Source organism: Mycetocola sp. BIGb0189 (assembly GCF_024810155.1).
Lineage (GTDB): Bacteria > Actinomycetota > Actinomycetes > Actinomycetales > Microbacteriaceae > Mycetocola > Mycetocola lacteus.
In genome coordinates, this window is sequence record NZ_JANUED010000001.1 from 199,488 (window position 1) to 216,610 (window position 17,123).

The following is a 17,123-nucleotide window of genomic DNA, read 5'->3' on the forward strand; positions in this document are numbered from 1 at the left end:
ACGATCCGGTTCGTCGCTGAAAACGGGAACCCCCGCCGAGTAGCTCGGCGGGGGTTCCTGTGTGTGGCGGGGTGGGGTTACGCGGCTGTGCCCGCGTCCTTGCCCGAGGTGGTGGCCGAGGCGGCCGGGGCCTCGGTGCCACCGATCAGCGGCGAGGCGTCCTCACCGTCGGTGCCGCGCCAGCGACCCAGCACGTTCATCACGTGGTAGATCACGATGGCGGCGATCGCACCCAGGGCGATCGAGTTGAACGAGATGTCGTCGAAGGTGAAGACAAACTGTCCCACGGCCACGATCAGCGCGGTAGCCGCGGTGAACTGGTTCTTGGGCAGCGAGAAGTCGACCTTATTGTCCAGCCAGATCTTCACACCGACGATACCGATCAGACCGTACAGCGCGGTGGTCACACCACCGAGCACACCGGCGGGGATTGTGGTGATGATCGCGCCGATCTTGGGGGAGAGGCTCAGCAGGATCGCCACGATACCGGCCACCCAGTAGGCGGCGGTCGAGTAGATCCGGGTTGCGGCCATCACACCGATGTTCTCGCCGTAGGTGGTGGTGGCCGAACCGCCGCCGGAACCGGCAACGATGGTGGCCAGGCCGTCGGCGAAGAGGGCGCGGCCGGTGAGCTTGTTGAGCTTGGGCTGGTCCACCATCTCGGCGACGCCGCGGATGTGGCCCACGTTCTCGGCGATCAGCACGAGCACCACGGGGATGAAGGCGGGCAGGACGGTCCACAGACCGGAGTCCAGGAACGGGTTGCCGGGCAGGTGCAGGTCGGGCAGGCCGATCCAGGCGGCCTCGCCCACGGCCTTGAAGTCGACCTCGCCACGGATCACGGCGAAAACGTAGCCGACGATCACGCCGATGAAGATCGAGAGGCGACCGAGGATGCCCTTGAACAGCACGGTCGAGAGGACCACCGCGAACAGGGTGACCAGTGCGGTGATCGGGGCCTTTTCGGCGTTCATCCAGGCCGCCGGACCCAGGGCGAAACCGATCAGCGCGACGATGGTTCCGGCAACAACCGGCGGCATGAGCTTATTGATCCAGCCCACACCGGTCCAGTTGACCAGCAGACCGATCAGCGCCAGGGTCAGACCCACCACCACGATGCCAAACAGTGCGCTCTCCTGGCCGTGGCTGGCCACCGCCGCCTGAACCGGGGCGATAAATGCAAACGAGGAGCCGAGGTAGCTGGGCAGCTTGTTCTTGGTGATGAGCAGGAACAGGATCGTTCCGATACCCGAGAAGAGGATGGTGGTGCTCGGCGGGAACCCGGTCAACACGGGGACGAGGAACGTCGCACCAAACATTGCAATAACGTGCTGGGCACCGATTCCGATGGTGCGGGGCCAGCTCAGGCGTTCGCCGGGGGCAACAATTTCGCGGGGCTGAACGGTTTTTCCGTCGCCATGCAGGGTCCAAGGGAGGGCCATGTATTCACTTTCAGGGAGGGTAGGGTATCGCGTGTCGTCAACAGACCTGGCAACACTCTATGCTATTTCACAGACAAACTTTTTGAGAGGAGCGCCCGCCAGTGGCCTCAGAGAACGCATCCAGCGTCAAGAGCAAGATCGACAGGTTTTTTGAGGTAACCAAGCGAGGTTCCTCCTTCGGCGCGGAAATCCGCGGCGGTCTGGTGACCTTTGTCACCATGGCCTACATCGTGGTTCTGAACCCGATTATTCTCTCCGGTCACCCCGATATCGCCGGTAAGGCCCTGGACTTCGCCCAGGTCAGCGCGGTCACCGCCCTGACCGCCGGTGTGATGACCATCCTCTTTGGTGTGGTGGCCCGCCTGCCCTTCGGCTTCGCCGCGGGCCTCGGCATCAACTCGTTCCTGGCCGTGAGCGTCGTGGGCCAGGTCACCTGGTCCGAGGCCATGGGTCTCGTGGTCATCAATGGTGTAATCATCGTGCTGCTGGCCGTGACCGGCCTGCGCCGGATGATCTTCGACGCGGTCCCGGTGCAGCTCAAGGTGGCCATCTCGGTGGGTATCGGTCTCTTTATCGCGTTCATCGGTTTTGTGAACGCGGGCTTTGTGACCTCGACCGGCCTGGGTTCGCCCCCGGTGGGCCTGGGCAAGGACGGCTCGATCACAACCGTTCCGACCATCATGTTTGTCATCGCCCTGCTGCTGACCGGAATCCTGGTCGCCCGCAAGGTGCGCGGCGCGCTGCTGATCGGCCTGGTTGTCAGCACCCTCCTGGCAATCATCGCCGAGGCCATCTTCAAGCTCGGCCCGGCCTTCGTGGACGGCAAGCCGAACCCCGGCGGCTGGGGCCTCACCGTGCCCGAGTTCACCGGCAGCCTGGTCTCGCTGCCCGACTTTAGCCTGATCGGTGCCTTCAGCTTCGGCGGCTTCGAGCGCCTGGGCATCCTGGCCGGCATCATGGTGGTCTTCACTCTGGTCTTCTCGAACTTCTTCGACGCGATGGGCACCATGACCGGTCTGTCCAAGGAGGCCGGACTGGCCGATGAGAAGGGTAACTTCCCGCGTCTGAAGTCGGCCCTGGTGGTTGAGGGTGTCGGAGCGATCGCCGGTGGTGTGACCTCGGGTTCCTCCAACACCGTGTTTGTGGAGTCCGGTGCCGGAATCGGTGAGGGTGCGCGCACGGGTCTGGCCAACGTGGTCACCGGTCTGCTCTTCCTGCTGGCCGTGTTCTTCACCCCGCTGACCCAGCTGGTGCCCTCCGAGGTGGCCTCGGCCATGCTGGTGATCGTGGGTGCCATGATGATCAGCCAGATCAAGGAGATCGACTGGACCGAGTACACGGTCGCGCTGCCGGTCTTCCTGACCATCACCGTGATGCCGATGACCTACTCGATCGCCAACGGTATCGGCGTGGGCTTTGTCTCCTGGGTTGTGCTGCACGCCCTGGCGGGCAAGATTCGTACCATCAGCCCGCTGCTGTGGATCGTCGCGGCCGGCTTTGTGGTGTTCTTCGCCCGCGGACCGATCGAGGCCCTGATCGGCTAAATCCGAATAACACACACGGCGAGGACACCTTTGTTTCCTCGCCGTGTGTGTTTAACGGGATGTTGTCTGGGGGTTCAGGGTCTTTCCGTGTCGGACCGGGCGAGCCGGTGATTCCGCGGGCTAGGCTGGTTCCATCACCCTCTCCCTCACCGGAGGGCAACGACGCCACAGTGACTATCGCGCGGTATCCCGCAGATATGGAGCAAGGAACAACATGACCACCACCAACGCCACCCGCACCGAAACCGACTCCCTCGGCTCGGTTGAAATTCCGGTCGACGCCTACTGGGGTGTCCACACCGCGCGGGCCCTGGAAAACTTCGCGATCACCAAGCGACCCATCTCGGTGTATCCGGACCTGGTCAACGGTCTCGCGGCGGTTAAGCAGGCGGCGGCTCGGGCCAACGTGGAGCTGGGCACGCTCTCGGCCGAGAAGGGCGATCTGATCGTACGTGCATGCCAGAAGGTGCTCGATGGCGAGTACCACGACCAGTTCTGCGTGGGTGTGATCCAGGGCGGTGCCGGCACCTCCACCAACATGAACGCGAACGAGGTCATCACCAACATCGCGCTCGAGCTGGCCGGCCGGGAGAAGGGCGACTACGCCTACCTCTCGCCGATCGATCACACCAACCGCAGCCAGTCCACCAACGACGTCTACCCGACCTCGATCAAGATCGCTCTGGCCTTCTCACTGCAGACCCTGCTGACCGAGCTCAAGGCGCTGCGTGCCTCCTTCACCGCCAAGGGGAGCGAGTTCAACCACGTGCTCAAGGTGGGTCGCACCCAGCTGCAGGACGCCGTGCCGATGACCCTGGGCCAGGAGTTCCACGGGTTCGCCACGACCCTCGGCGAGGACTACGACCGACTGCGCGAAACCCTGCCGCTGCTGGCCGAGATCAACCTCGGGGCCACCGCGATCGGTACCGGTATCACCGCGGATCCTCGTTACGCCGGCGTGGTGGTGCGTCACCTCAACGAGATCACCGACCTGGGGCTCTCCACCGCCCCGGACCTGGTCGAGTCCACCTCGGATGTGGGTGGATTCATGTCCTTCTCGGGCACGCTTAAGCGTTCGGCGGTGAAGCTCTCCAAGATCTGCAACGACCTGCGCCTGCTCTCTTCGGGTCCGCAGGCGGGTCTTGGCGAGATTAACCTGCCCGCGCGTCAGGCGGGATCCTCGATCATGCCGGGCAAGGTCAACCCCGTCATCCCCGAGGTCGTGAACCAGGTCGCGTTCTCGGTGGTCGGCGCGGATATGACAGTCACCATGGCGGTGGAGGGCGGCCAGCTGCAGCTCAACGCGTTTGAGCCGGTCATCGCGCACTCGCTGCTGCAGTCGATCACCTGGATGGCACAGGCCTGCAACACCCTGCGGATCAACTGCATCGACGGCATCACCGCCAACGAGGAGCGCCTGGAAACCATGGTGGGAACCTCGGTGGGTGTGGTCACCGCGCTGACCCCGTTCATCGGTTATGCCGCCGCCGCGGCGCTGGCCAAGACCGCTCTGCTGACCGGTCGCAACGTCGCGGACCTGGTGGTCGAGGCGGGTCTGATGAGCCGTGAAGAGGTCACCAAGCAGATCGCTCCGGCGCGTCTTTCGGGCATGGAGGCCATCACCAGCGCGATCCCGATCATTTCGCCGACCGCTTAAGTTCATGTGCCGCGTCCGGTTCGGGTTTTGAAATCCCGGCCGGACGCGGTTTGATTAACCCATGACCAACAACACCAAGCCTGAAATCGACGCTCCCGTCGGTCCCGCCCCCACCGAACTGCAGATCGTTGACCTCGAGGTCGGCACCGGCGCCGAGGCTCAGGCCTCCTCGACCGTTGACGTCCACTACCTCGGCGTCTCGTTCGAGTCCGGCGAAGAGTTCGACTCCTCCTGGAGCCGTGGACAGTCCATCAACTTCCCCCTGCGCAACCTGATCTCGGGTTGGCAGGAGGGTATCCCCGGGATGAAGGTTGGCGGACGCCGCCAGCTGACCGTGCCGCCGCACCTGGCCTACGGCCCCGCCGGTTCGGGTCACCAGCTCTCGGGCCAGACCCTGATCTTCGTGATCGACCTGCTGGGTGTGAAGTAAGCACCTTGACCGCCGCCGATCTGGTGCTCGCGCACAGCGTCACCATTCCCGACTTTCCCAAGCCGGGTATCCTGTTTCGTGACCTCACCCCGGTCTTCAGCCACGCGGACGCGTTCCGCGCGGTCATCGACGAGTTTGCCGAGCACTTTGCCGGCCAGTTCGATGCGGTAGCCGGTGTGGAAGCACGCGGATTCCTGCTGTCCTCGGCGCTTGCCTACGCCACCAACACCCCGCTGATTGCGGTGCGTAAGGCCGGCAAGCTGCCCGGTGAGGTGATCCGTGAGGATTACCAGCTGGAGTACGGCACCGCGTCGCTTGAACTGCGCCCCGGGCAGCTGCCCGAGGGCAGCCGGGTACTCATCCTCGATGATGTGCTCGCAACCGGTGGCTCCTGCCACGCGTCCGGCCGCCTGATTGAGCGCGCCGGCTACGTGGTTGCCGGGTTTGGTCTGGTGCTGGAACTGGCCGATATGACCGGTCGGGAGCGTCTGGCGGGTTACCCGCTGCACGCGATCATGAGCGAATAGGGTTTTCACCCTCCAAACGAGCCTCGCCTTCGGGCGGGGCTCGTTTTGTGTGTGGTGCTCGATTGGGAGGGGAGAGCACGGCGGCCCGGGTTCTTAGTGAACCCGGGCCGCCTTCTGATCCGATCTAGAACTCGCGCACCAGCGAAACCGATTTTGCCTCGGGGGCGAATCCGACCGACTGGTAGAGGCGCAGGGCACCGGTGGGGCTCTCCGAATCCACATCCAGGGCGGCTCGTTCGAGGCCCTCGGCCTTCAGGTTGCGCAGCACCTGAGCCAGCAGCGACTTGGCCAGGCCCTTGCCTCGCCAGTCGCGTCGGGTCGCCACCAGGTCGATGTAGCCGTAGGTGTACCCGGCGGCCTCCCACTGGGCGGGATCCACCGAGACGATGACCAGCGCGGCCACCTCGTTCTCGGGGGTGACCGCGAGCGCCGACAGGTCCCCGCGCAGCGTCGAGACTGAACCGTACTTCTCCCAATCTTCTTGGTTGGTCGGCTGGGATCCCCAGTGATCGCGGAACGAATCGTTGAAGGCCAGGCGGGTGGCCTCGGAGAGATTATCGGTCAGCGGTTCCAGTCGGACATCCGCGTGCAGCGGAAGCTCGGGGATGGGCGCGCCCAGATCCCGGGTGAGTTCCATCCACCAGCGCCGTTCCCCGTACCCGCGAGAGGTGAGGAAACCGCGCGGGCTCGTCGCGTGTTCGGAGGCTCCGGTGGAGAACCATCCGGGCACGCTCAGCTCGGAGGCCGCGAGGTGCTGAGCGGCGCGAGCCTCCTGCCAGTCGAGCAGCGCGGTGCCGAGTCCTCGGCCGCGGTGGTCGGGGTGGACTGATCCCGGGATATGTGCCTTGACCACGCTGCTGGCTTCGGGCTCGGCGTGGGAGGTACCGTAGGCGATCACGGTGCCGTCGGCGGTTTCGGCGAGCAGGGAATCGTGTTCGGGATCAAAACCCGAGGCGGCAAAGTCCACGGTGAGGGCTTCCAACGTGGTGACGTGGCGCGGATCGTCCACGGCCTCCACGGCGCGATCAAGTTCCAGGATCGCGGGCAGGTCGGCACTGGTGGCCGGACGCCAGGTGACGCCCTCGAAGCCGGTGGGCAGCGAGAGCTGGGTGGGTGCGGTGATCCGCTGGTTCAACGGGAGCATGCTTTCCGTAGTCATGTCCCAATTCTTTCACCCGTTATGTAAAAGACGCTAGGGGACGGGGTGAAGCGCGTCGTAGTGACGGAAGCTCCGCTGGGTGGCCACCAGCACATAGACCAGCGCGATGATGACCACGCCGCCCACCAGTGGCGGGGCCCAGGCCAGCAGGAGCGAGGCCATGATGCCCATGTAGAGGTCGCCGAGGCGCGGACCGCCGGTCACCACCACGGTGAACAGGCCCTGGAGTCGTCCCCGGACCCCGTCGGGCACCGCCGACTGGAGCAGGGTGCTGCGGAAGATCGCCGAAACGTTGTCGGCGGCACCGGATCCGGCCAGCGCCAGCGCGGCGAGCACCAGCCCCGGGATGTAGGCATCCGCGAACAGGTCGCCCACGCGCGCGTTGCCGGTCCAGGTCACCACGCCGAGCACCAGCCCGAACAGGCCGATACAGGCACCGTAGGCGGCCACGGCCCAGGCGATCGCGCGCCCCTGATAGCGCACGCGCCCCAGCGGTCCCGAGAACACGCTGCTGACCAGCGTGCCCACCGCGGACGCCGCGGTCAGCACGCCCACGGTGATCGGTCCGCCACCCAGCAGGAACGCGCCCACCGCGGGGAAGATCACGCGCGGCTGACCGAAGGTCATCGCGATGATGTCGATCACAAACGAGGCGCGCACGTTGGGGGCCGTACGCAGGAAGTTCCATCCGTCTACCAGGCTCGACAGCCCCGGCAGCCTGCGGGAGGCCCCATCGGGCACGATCGCCGGAAGCGAGGCAATGCCCCAGAACGCGGCGAGGAACAGCACCAGGTCCAGCGTGTAGGTCCACGGGACTCCGACGGTCGCGACGAGCACACCGGCGAGCATCGGACCCACGGTCACCGCGGCCCCCATCGAGATACCGCCGAGCGCCGAGGCCGCGGGCAGTAGTCGGGCGGGCAGGATGCGGGGGAGGATCGCCGCCCGCGAGGTGCCCACCACGGTCGAGGAGACCGCGTTAAGGGTGGTGAGGACGTACAGCGGCCACACGGTGGTCGAGCCGGTCCAGGCGAGGATCGCGATGATCGCCGTGGACACCCAGGTCACCGAGGCGGCGGCCAGCGCGAGTTTGCGGCGGTCTACCGCGTCGGCGAGCATGCCGCCGTAGAGCCCAAAGATGATCATCGGGACCAGCGCAACCACACCCACCAGAGCCACCGCGAAGGTGTCGTGGGTCAGATCGAAGATGTGCAGGCCCACGGCGACGATGGTCAGCTGGCCGCCGATGGCGGTGATCGCCGAGCCCGCCCAGAGCCGGGCGAACGCCGGGCTGAAGCGCAGCGGTTCCAGGTCCAGGAAGATGCCGCGATGCTTATGTGGGGCATCCTCGTGGGGGTCGTTGGGGGAGCCGGGGGTGTGCGGCAGCGGATCCTGACCGGTCTCGGTGGGCAGGGGGATGGGAGAGGTCTGTGGATCCGCGGGCATGGGGTAAGCCTAGTCCGCGGCCCGGACACACCGCGGTGGCGTGTCACGGTGGATATCACGACCACTTTCGGCGGCGGGGAATTCCGTGCGATCGATGTGGCTTATACCGAGGGTGTGGTTCGCGAGGGTCGCGCACATACGAAGGGACGGCAGTGAAACTTTCAATTCTGGATCTGGTGGCGGTACGCACGGGTCAGACCACCTCTCAGGCACTTCGAGCCGCGGGATCGGTGGCCCGCTGGGCCGACGCCGCAGGCTTTACCCGCTACTGGCTGGCCGAACACCACAACATGCCCTCGGTGGCATCCACCAATCCGCCGGTGCTGATCGGACTGATCGCCGCGCAGACCGAGCGCATCCGGGTCGGCTCGGGCGGCGTGATGCTGCCCAACCACGCACCGCTCGTGGTGGCCGAGCAGTTTGCCCTGTTGGAGGCCGCCTATCCGAACCGGATCGACCTGGGCATCGGCCGCGCCCCCGGCAGCGACCCGGTGGTCACCGCCGTGCTCAACCGCTCGGGTGCAACCAGCGATGTGAACACGTTCCCGCGGTCGATCCAGGAGATTCAGGGCCTACTCGAGCGCGACGGCATCGAGGTGTCCCTGTCCAGCGGTCGCGAGTACGGGCTGCGTTCGACCCCGGATGCTGCCAGTAGCCCGGACCTGTGGCTGCTCGGCTCCTCCGACTACTCCGCGCGCCTGGCCGCCGCCCAGGGGCTGCCCTACGTGTTTGCCAACCACTTCGGGGGAACCGTCCCGGACCAGGCGATGCAGGTGTACCGCAGCGAGTTCCGTCCCGGTGCCGAGGAGTCCCCGCGCACCTTCATGACCGTGACCGCGGTGGCCGCCGATACCGCCCAGGAGGCGGAGGAGCGCGCGCTGTCGCAGATGATCATGATGGCGCGGATGCGCACCAATAAGCCCATGACCAAGGGGCTCACACGTGACGAGGCGATCGCCGTGGAGCTCGATCCGATCGAGCAGAGCGTGGTCGAGGGCATGCGTCAGAACTGGATCATCGGCGACGCCGACACCGTAGCGTCCCGCATCCAGGCCCTCGCCGACCGCTTCGGCGTGGACGAGGTCATGATCGCCCCGGCCACCGCCGAGGACTCGGCCACCGACCTCGAGAGTGCCCCCGCGCGGATTCGCACGCTCGAACTGCTAGCGGATCGTCTGCTGGATCGCTAGCGCACACCCCGCGCGACACGCCGAGGCGAGCATGGGCGCGAGTTATTGTTGAAATGACTTTAACTGGGTTGGGGGTGACACTAAGTCACCACTCGGCCGGCGTGATCGCCCGCAATTCGCGGGATAAGCGAGGAACGGCCCCGTTGTGGTCCGAGTGACACTAACTCGGTGCGGGGCCGTTTTTGCGTGCGAAAACCGCCAAAAACCGCGCATAAATGCGAGCAAAATGGCCTGCATGACTCGATTAGACCGCCTCGATGCGCTCCCCTTTACCCGTGAACACCGCAAGCTCCTCTATGGATCGGGAGTGGGCTGGGCTCTGGACGCGATGGATGTGGGACTGTTCTCGTTTGTGATCGTCGCGCTCACCCAGCAGTGGAAGCTGGAATCCGGTGAGCAGGGCATCATCGCCTCGGTGGGGTTCCTGGGCATGGCGATCGGTGCCAGCGTGGGTGGGCTGCTGGCCGACCGTTTCGGTCGACGCCAGGTCTTCGCGATCACCCTGCTGATCTTCGGCCTGGCCACCGGTGCCTCGGCCCTGGTGTGGTCGGTGGGTGCGCTGATCGCGCTGCGCTTCCTGGTGGGTCTCGGCCTCGGTGCCGAGCTGCCGGTTGCCTCGACCCTGGTGAGTGAGTTTGCCCCGCCGCGCATTCGCGGACGCATCATCGTGCTGCTGGAGGCCTTCTGGGCGGTGGGGTGGATCGCCGCCGCCGTAATCGGCTACTTCGTGGTCAAGGCCGGGGATGACGGCTGGCGCTGGGCGCTGCTGATCGGTGCGGTCCCGGCAATCTACGCGGCCGTGATTCGCTTCGGAATGCCCGAATCCGTGCGCTTCCTCCAGTCCCGCGGCAAGAACCTGCAGGCCGAGAACACCGTGCGCCGCTTCGAGCGTTCGGCGGGGATCGACGCCCCGCACCTGAACGCGTTGCCGACCGCCGCCGAAAGCGATGCCGCCGAAACCACAACCGTGGAGCCTGCCGTTCCCGCCCGAGAGCGACTTGCGGCGCTGTTTGCCCCGGTTCGACGCGGGCAGACCATCGCCCTCTGGACCGTCTGGTTCTGCGTGAACTTCTCCTACTACGGAGCCTTCGTCTGGATCCCCACGCTGCTGGTGAACTCAGGTTTCTCGCTGGTTCAGTCCTTCACCTACACGCTGATCATCACCCTCGCCCAGCTGCCCGGGTATGCGGCCTCGGCCTACCTGGTGGAGAAGTGGGGCCGCAACCGCACCCTGGCGATCTTCCTGATCGGTTCGGCCATCGCCGCGACCCTGTTCGGTCTGGCCACGGTCGAATGGCAGATCATCGCCGCCGGGATGCTGCTGTCCTTCTTCAACCTCGGTGCCTGGGGTGCGCTGTATGCGATCACCCCGGAGCTCTACCCGACCAAGCTGCGCGGAACCGGGGCGGGCTGGGCCGCGGGCTTCGGACGGATCGCCTCGATCATCGCCCCGCTGATCGTCCCGACCCTCGCCAAGACCGCAGGTCTGCCCACGGTGTTTATCGTGCTGGCCACCGCGTTTGTGATCGCGGCCATTGCCGCCTTCCAGCTGCATGATCGTCGTGGCCAGTCGATCGATGACTTTGCCGAGGAGCCCGCGCAGGTTCCCGCACCCACCGCCTAGCGCGGCTCGTCGTCACAGCAAAGCAGCCCGTTCCGGGATTCGGAACGGGCTGCTTTTATGCCTAGATCCTAGGCCTGGTTGATGCGGATGAGGTTGCCGGCCGGGTCTGGCAGGGCGGGCGCTGTGCGGCGTCGTGTGGTTAGGCCTGGTTGATGCGGATGAGGTTGCCGGCCGGGTCACGGAACGCCGCATCCCGCACCCCGTAGGGCTGATCAGTGGGCTCCTGAATGACGTCGGCCCCGGCGGCGGCGAGGCATTCGAACAGCGCGTCGAGATCATCGCTGGACAGGGTGATCGCGGTATACACGCCCTTGGCGATGAGCTCCAAGACCACCCGGCGCTCCTCCTCGGTGATGCCGGGGTCGGCCACGGGCGGGTGCAGCACGATCGAGGTGCCGGGCTGGCCAACCGGTCCGACGGTGATCCAGCGCAGGTCGTTGTAGCCGACGTCCTGACGCACCTCGAAACCGAGGAGGTCGCGGTAGAAGCCGAGGGCGGCTTCGCCGTCGGTGTGGGGCAGGAATGCGTTCTGAATGGTGAGGGTCATAACGCCATGCTAGTTAGGCGTTCTCACCGCGCGCTTCTTGATTCCTGACCGGTCTGGTGATCTGCTTGGCCAGGCAGTGGGGGATGCCCGCGGCCGCCTGCGACTGGTCGCGTCGATACACGCTGGGAGCCACCCCGACCAGTTCGGTGAAGCGGGTGCTGAAGGTTCCCAGTGACGTAAATCCCACGGCAAAGCACACTTCGGTGACGCTCTGATCCCCGCGCCGCAGCAGGGTCATCGCCCGTTCGATCCGCCGCGTCATCAGGTACGAGTACGGCGATTCTCCGTACACCCGGCGAAACTCGCGGCTGAGGTGACCGGCGGACATGTGCTCGCCGCGGGCGAGTTCCTCGACGTTGAGCGGCTGGGCGTGCTCGTGGTCGATCCGGTCGCGCACCCGGCGCATCGTGACGATGTCACGCAGCCGCTTCTGCTCCTCGGGTGTGCCGCTCATACCGTCATCCTCGCACGCCCACATATCGAACGTCATAAAAACCCGGGCGTTTCGGTTGCGGATGCAGGGCCCTTCCCGCCAAAATTCAGCTATCCCGCGCACGGGCGCGGATGGAAATGGTGGGCTGAATCGTGGGGGACCGGAGCATGCAACAGCAGGCGGCTTCGACTCGGCGACCCACGGCCGAGTATCCGCGCGGTCCGTTGGGCCTGGGCGTTCGCGTTCCCGGAACCGGGAATCCCGCCCGACTGTGTCTTGCGTTCCTGTTTGTCCCGTTGACCGGGGCGAGCGCGCTGCTCCGGTTCTTCGCCGAGGACCCCGGAAATCCGCTGGCCTTTCTCGGGACCCACTGGATCGGTGTGGTCTGGGTGGCCATGCTGCTCCTTGTGCTGCGTGCACTGATCGGTGGCGTGTGGGTCAGCGGAGACCTGGTCCTGGTGCGCTCCTGGTGGCTCACCCGACGCGTCGCTCGGACCGATATCACCCGGGTGTCGGTGATCGGCGGGCCCTCCGTGCGGCTGGCCGCGCTGGAATTTGGGTTGGGGGCGGCGCAGAACTCGCGGCCGATGGCGGGGACCGTCCTGTTTGGTCGTCGAATCCCCGAGGCGCTCCTCTTTCTCGCCGAAGCGTGCGACCTACCGCCGCTGATCGCGAGTTTTCCCGATCCGGTGCGCGAGCGTGCGGTGGCTCAAAACGTGCGCGGGGTTCTGGATGGGCCTCGGGCCGCGGAGAGCAGGCTTGTTCGTCCCCGTCCGGCCGGCCCGGCACGCTGGCATCGGGTGCGCGGAACCGGCACGCTCTCGGGCCTGCAAACCCTACCGCTGGCCGGACTCCTGATCCTGTTGGGCTGGGGGACGCTTTCCGATAGCGCAACCAGGGAGGTGACGCCCGGTGCCACACTCTTCGTTGCCTGGTTGTGGTTTGCCCCCGCGATCTTCCTGGTGGTGCGCTTTTTTACCACCGGGCTCTTCGTTCGTGGTGACACCGTGCTGATGATCCGGCTGGGGTTCCCCACGCTCATTCGCTTTGGCGAGGCGACCCGGGTGGATATCGCACCTTCTGATTTGCCCTGGGGACAGACCCTGTCCATCACCCGGTCGGGTCGCGCGATCACCCTGCTGCGGCACGCGCACTTTCCCGCGCACTCGGCGCGGATTCGGGACGAGGTGAGCGCAGCGCTCGGACTCCCGCTGAGCACCGACCCAGACGCGGAGACCGCGGCCGACACCACCGCGTCTCGCGGCACCGAACCGTCTGTTGGCTCCCACCCGGGTGGAGTATCCGGATGAGCCCCGTCGCGGCACCGCCGCGCGGTCCCGGCTACGTTCCCCATGTTGTGCGCATCCAGGGCACCGGTGCCCTCTATCGAATTCTCCTCACCCTGGCCCTGCTTGGGCTGATCATCAGCTTCGTGGTTGTCCCGCGGGGAACCTGGTTCCTGCCCGACTGGGTGGCCATTCTCTGCGTGCTCGCGGGAGTGTGGGTGCTCGCTCGCGGGGTCTGGATCACCCGCTCTCACGTGGTGCTGGTGAACATCTGGGGCGTCTTGGTGTTTAGGCGTTCGCACATTCGCCGGGTGTACGTGGATACGCGGGTGATCTGGGTGTCTCGATTCGCCCAGGAGCGGACCTTCCTCGGGTTGGAGATCGAGGGACGCCGACGTCCGGTGCGGGTGGAAGCGGCCTTCGTGGAGGAAGACTCCGTGCTCGACGCCTATCAGGAGCTGGTCTGGCGACTGACCGACAACCTGGGCGACCCGGTATTTGGACGCGATGGTGCCGGAAAACCGGTACTCCTGAGGCCTGCCTCGCTCGCTGCGCCGCGCGCCCACGATGGGCGGGAACAGGATTCGCCGGTGCTGCCCGTGGATGTCGACACCGCCCGCGCCCTCATCCCACTTCAGGTCGAGCTGTCGTCGGACGCCTGGACGGATCCGCAAGCGGGGGTTCAGGCGCAGCGGATTGCCCACCTTCCTCGGGTGCGTCCGCTCATCATCCAGCACCGAGACCTCGCCCTCGCCGTGGTCCGAACACTGATGCCCGGGTATTTTGATGCGGCCGGCGTGGCGAGCGCCACGGAGATTCTGGAACACGAGCCCAGCCTGACCGCGGTGGAGCGGGCACTGGCCAGCCGCGGTCTCGGCCTGAGGGTTGTGCCCTCGGGCTGGGTGCTGTGCCCGTCAGACGCCCAGGGGTCCGTGCGGATTCCGACCTCCCCAGCGCCGGAGACGCTGATCGCCGAGCTGCACGCGGAGCGACTGGCCCGGATCGATGGGCTCAGCCCGATCTGGGACGAGACCGAGGTGAAGGCGATCGAGGCAACCAGCGCGCTGCTGCGCCCGATTCCGCAGGCCGAACAGGGCCTGATTGCCGCGACGTTCCTGCTGACCGAGCGTGACGACCTGGACCGCTTTCGCCTGGCGATCGTTGATGCCGACACCGCGATCATCGAACGGGAGCGCGACGAGGACTGGATGCTCAACGCCCTGATCGACGACGGCTATGCGGCCCCCACCCTCTGGGACTATGTGTCCACACTCGGTGCCGAGGCCGTGCCCGTGGCGATGTCCCGCCCCCATCTTTCACCCATCCCGCGCACGGTCGTGGAACATCAGGAGGACTAGAACACGTGGTTGACAATCTGTCCGCACCGCCGAGCATCGCGCGCACGCCGCGCGGGGTCGCCTGGCTGGGGCGTCGAATCCCGGGGACCGGTGCGCCGGCGCGGCTGGGTCTGCTGGTGACGTATCTGTTTTTTGTGGGAATTTTCTGCCTGATGGCCATTGACTATGAAGATCCCGAGACGATTCTTGACACGGTTCAGGGTGGGCTATTCGCGCTCCTCCCGGTGTTTGCGCCGCTCATCCTGCGCGCCCCGTTTGTCGGGGTGTGGGATGCCGGCGACCTGATCCTGGTGCGTTCGTGGTTCTCCACCCAGCGGTTCGCCAAGGCGGATATCGTCCGTGTCTCGACCACGGCGCACTCGGCCTGGCGGGTGCTGGCCTGGGGCTCCCCGCGGGATCGGGTGCGCTCGCTCAACCTGGGGCTGGGCGTTTCGAATGCGCGGCTGATCTTTCCCACGGCGGCAGTGCGGCGAGGACGCGCCCACACCGCGCTGAGCGCGCTCGCCGCGGCGCTGGGGCTGCCCTCTCGGGTGATGGAGTTTCCCGGAGCCCTCGATGATCTGGTTATCGGCACTGACGTACGAGAAGCCACCCACGCCGTCGACACTGCACCGGCCACCCACCTGATGAGCCCGCCGCCGGTGGGCTCACACTGGCGGCGGGTGAGCGGGACCGGGCTCATGTCACTGTTCTTCGCCTTGCCGCTGTCCGCGCTGGCGGGCGTCCTGGCCTGGAGCACGATTGTGGGGGATCCCAACGTGCTTGATGATGATGGCGACGTTCTGGTCTCGTACCCCCTGGGTATTTTTTTCCTGTTCTGGATGGTCGCCTGTGCCCTCTCCGTCCTGGGCAGCGGGATCTTTGTGCGCGGGGGCACCGTGCTGCTGCTGCGTTTTGGTTTCCCCACGATCATCAACCACGGTGAGGCCACCCGGGTGGACCGGGTGGGCAGCATGCTGCCCTGGGGCGATTCGATCCGAATCACCACCCGCACCGGCCCGATCCGAATGTGGATGCTCACGAGCTTTAGCGGGGATACCCGGCGCATCCGCACCGAGATTAGTCGGGCCCTGGGTCTGCTGGCCACCGATTCCACCCGAAAGGACCGAGTATGAGTGAGGGCACAACCGGCACGCACCGCGGGCCCACCTTTGAGCAGCGGATCGTGCGCATTCGCCGCTCGGGATCCTTTTTCCGGCCCCTCGTGATCGCGATTCCCATATCCGTGGCGATTGGCATTCAGAACTCCGACGGTGTGCCCGGCTGGTGGAGCATTGTCGCGGTAGTGGTCGCGCTGATCCTGCTCCTGCGGGGCGTGTGGGTGACCCGGACACACGTGGTCATCATGAACCTCTGGGGTCCGCGGATTGTGCGCCGATCACGCATTCGCGGCGTCGGGATCGAAAAGAGTGACGTGTGGCTTGCCAATTCACCGGGCTACACCCGTCCGATGCTTGTGCTCGCCCTGGAGGGACGCACCAGCCCGGTCGGAGGTGAGGGCGGTTTTGTTCCCGTGCGCGAGGCGCAGGCGGCCCTCGATGAGCTGCGCTGGCGTCTTGGGGCGCACCTGGTAGACCCGATCGTGACGGTCCCCGAATCCGGTACCGCGCAGCGGCGTGGGCTGCGTGTGCTCCCGGCAGATCTTCCGCTTCCCTCGGGTCTCACCCCGGTGGAGAACCCCGCGGTGCTCCTGCCGTACCGCTATGAGAATCCGGCCGCGCGCGTCTCCACCCAGGGTGTTGTCGCCAACGAACTGGTGTACCTCGGCGACTATTACAAGATGCCCGTGACACAGACTGAGGCGCCCGGGGAGGCCTGGGTGAAATCCGATGAGCTCCTGGACTCCTCACGCATCCCGCGGCTTCCGGCGCTCCTCCCACTCGTGCTCCGGCATCGGGACATGGCACTCGCCGTGACCCGTACCCTGCTTCCCGGACGGCTGGATGGTGCGGGACCGCTCGGTGCCGAAGACCTCTTTGATCTTGAACCCCGCGCAATTGAGGTGGACCGTGCCCTCGCCGGAACCGGGCTGGCCCTTGCCCTGGTGCCGGAGGGGTGGGAGCTAGCCCAGCGCGAACACCCGGCTGCCGAGGATCCCGAGAATCTGCGTGAGCCCGAACCGATCCTCCTGGAGGCGCTGCATCGCGAGCTTGCCGATGAGTGGGCACGCAGCCTGGCGGCGGATCCGCGTGCGGTATTTCGGTCGGATCGGGATGAGTTCTCCCAGCTGGCGGTGGAGGCGCGTGGACTGGTGGCCGCGGCCCATTTGATGCGCAACCAGTCGCGGTATCTCGCGCTGGTCTCGAGTGAGACCGTGCTGCGTCGACAGGACACCGGCGACGCCTGGGTGCTGGAGCGTCTGACCGCCTCGGGATTCGCCGCGAACGCACTCTGGGACTATGCGAGAGCCCGGGAACCCCGCCGCGAAAGGGTCGGGGAATAAACTCGGGAGGGGTGCAGTTGACCCATATATCTATTCA

Annotated in this window: 15 protein-coding genes; 10 read left to right on the top strand and 5 right to left on the bottom strand. The window is 66.1% G+C overall.

Going from position 1 to position 17,123, the window contains the following annotated elements:
* Nucleotides 1-77: 77 nt before the first annotated feature.
* Nucleotides 78-1,442 (bottom strand): uracil-xanthine permease family protein, encoded by a 1,365-nt coding sequence (locus tag M2390_RS00855; RefSeq protein WP_187976469.1) that lies wholly within the window; start codon nucleotides 1,440-1,442, stop codon nucleotides 78-80.
* 101 nt (nucleotides 1,443-1,543) lie between these two features.
* Here M2390_RS00855 and M2390_RS00860 point away from each other — a divergent pair, with 101 nt between their 5' ends.
* From M2390_RS00860 to M2390_RS00875, 4 genes are all read left to right on the top strand, one after another.
* Nucleotides 1,544-2,986 carry an NCS2 family permease gene (locus M2390_RS00860; RefSeq protein WP_259176365.1) on the top strand — a complete coding sequence of 481 codons (1,443 nt, stop codon included), beginning with the start codon at nucleotides 1,544-1,546 and terminating at the stop codon, nucleotides 2,984-2,986.
* Nucleotides 2,987-3,200: 214 nt separating this feature from the next.
* Nucleotides 3,201-4,643 (top strand): aspartate ammonia-lyase, encoded by a 1,443-nt coding sequence (locus M2390_RS00865; RefSeq protein ID WP_259176368.1) that lies wholly within the window; start codon nucleotides 3,201-3,203, stop codon nucleotides 4,641-4,643.
* Between the two features lie 61 nt (nucleotides 4,644-4,704).
* On the top strand, nucleotides 4,705-5,073 hold the full coding sequence (locus M2390_RS00870; RefSeq protein ID WP_121688301.1) for an FKBP-type peptidyl-prolyl cis-trans isomerase: 369 nt from the start codon (nucleotides 4,705-4,707) through the stop codon (nucleotides 5,071-5,073).
* A 5-nt stretch (nucleotides 5,074-5,078) separates the two neighbouring features.
* Nucleotides 5,079-5,600, top strand: coding sequence for an adenine phosphoribosyltransferase (locus M2390_RS00875; RefSeq protein ID WP_121688300.1), 522 nt, complete (start codon nucleotides 5,079-5,081; stop codon nucleotides 5,598-5,600).
* A gap of 124 nt (nucleotides 5,601-5,724) precedes the next feature.
* Here M2390_RS00875 and M2390_RS00880 read toward each other — a convergent pair whose 3' ends face one another.
* A complete protein-coding gene (locus M2390_RS00880; protein ID WP_259176370.1) occupies nucleotides 5,725-6,759 on the bottom strand; it encodes a GNAT family N-acetyltransferase in 1,035 nt (344 codons plus the stop codon).
* A gap of 33 nt (nucleotides 6,760-6,792) precedes the next feature.
* Complete coding sequence (locus M2390_RS00885; protein WP_259176371.1) at nucleotides 6,793-8,205, bottom strand: MFS transporter; 1,413 nt, start codon at nucleotides 8,203-8,205, stop codon at nucleotides 6,793-6,795.
* A gap of 152 nt (nucleotides 8,206-8,357) precedes the next feature.
* Between M2390_RS00885 and M2390_RS00890 the strand changes: the two genes are divergently transcribed.
* Both M2390_RS00890 and M2390_RS00895 read left to right on the top strand, forming a co-directional pair.
* On the top strand, nucleotides 8,358-9,395 hold the full coding sequence (locus M2390_RS00890; protein WP_259176373.1) for an LLM class flavin-dependent oxidoreductase: 1,038 nt from the start codon (nucleotides 8,358-8,360) through the stop codon (nucleotides 9,393-9,395).
* 235 nt (nucleotides 9,396-9,630) lie between these two features.
* Entirely contained in the window at nucleotides 9,631-11,019 is a 1,389-nt protein-coding gene (locus tag M2390_RS00895; protein ID WP_259176374.1) for an MFS transporter, read from the top strand.
* A gap of 139 nt (nucleotides 11,020-11,158) precedes the next feature.
* Here the strand turns inward: M2390_RS00895 and M2390_RS00900 are convergent, their stop codons facing one another.
* Together M2390_RS00900 and M2390_RS00905 are read right to left on the bottom strand one after the other, a co-directional pair.
* The gene (locus tag M2390_RS00900; RefSeq protein WP_259176376.1) at nucleotides 11,159-11,566 is read right to left on the bottom strand and encodes a VOC family protein; all 408 of its coding nucleotides are present in this window, start codon (nucleotides 11,564-11,566) and stop codon (nucleotides 11,159-11,161) included.
* A gap of 13 nt (nucleotides 11,567-11,579) precedes the next feature.
* Entirely contained in the window at nucleotides 11,580-12,020 is a 441-nt protein-coding gene (locus M2390_RS00905) for a helix-turn-helix transcriptional regulator (RefSeq protein WP_259176377.1), read from the bottom strand.
* A 146-nt stretch (nucleotides 12,021-12,166) separates the two neighbouring features.
* On the opposite strand from M2390_RS00905, the gene M2390_RS00910 reads away from it, so the two are divergent.
* From M2390_RS00910 to M2390_RS00925, 4 genes are read left to right on the top strand one after another with little or no spacing between them, the layout of a single operon-like run.
* Nucleotides 12,167-13,309: a hypothetical protein gene (locus tag M2390_RS00910; protein WP_259176379.1), complete on the top strand. Its 1,143-nt coding sequence runs from the start codon at nucleotides 12,167-12,169 to the stop codon at nucleotides 13,307-13,309.
* The gene (locus M2390_RS00915; protein WP_259176381.1) at nucleotides 13,306-14,643 is read left to right on the top strand and encodes a hypothetical protein; all 1,338 of its coding nucleotides are present in this window, start codon (nucleotides 13,306-13,308) and stop codon (nucleotides 14,641-14,643) included. Before M2390_RS00910 ends, M2390_RS00915 begins: the two co-directional genes overlap by 4 nt.
* Before the next feature lie 5 nt (nucleotides 14,644-14,648).
* Complete coding sequence (locus tag M2390_RS00920) at nucleotides 14,649-15,758, top strand: hypothetical protein (RefSeq protein ID WP_259176384.1); 1,110 nt, start codon at nucleotides 14,649-14,651, stop codon at nucleotides 15,756-15,758.
* The gene (locus M2390_RS00925; protein ID WP_259176385.1) at nucleotides 15,755-17,086 is read left to right on the top strand and encodes a hypothetical protein; all 1,332 of its coding nucleotides are present in this window, start codon (nucleotides 15,755-15,757) and stop codon (nucleotides 17,084-17,086) included. Before M2390_RS00920 ends, M2390_RS00925 begins: the two co-directional genes overlap by 4 nt.
* Nucleotides 17,087-17,123 lie beyond the last annotated feature (37 nt).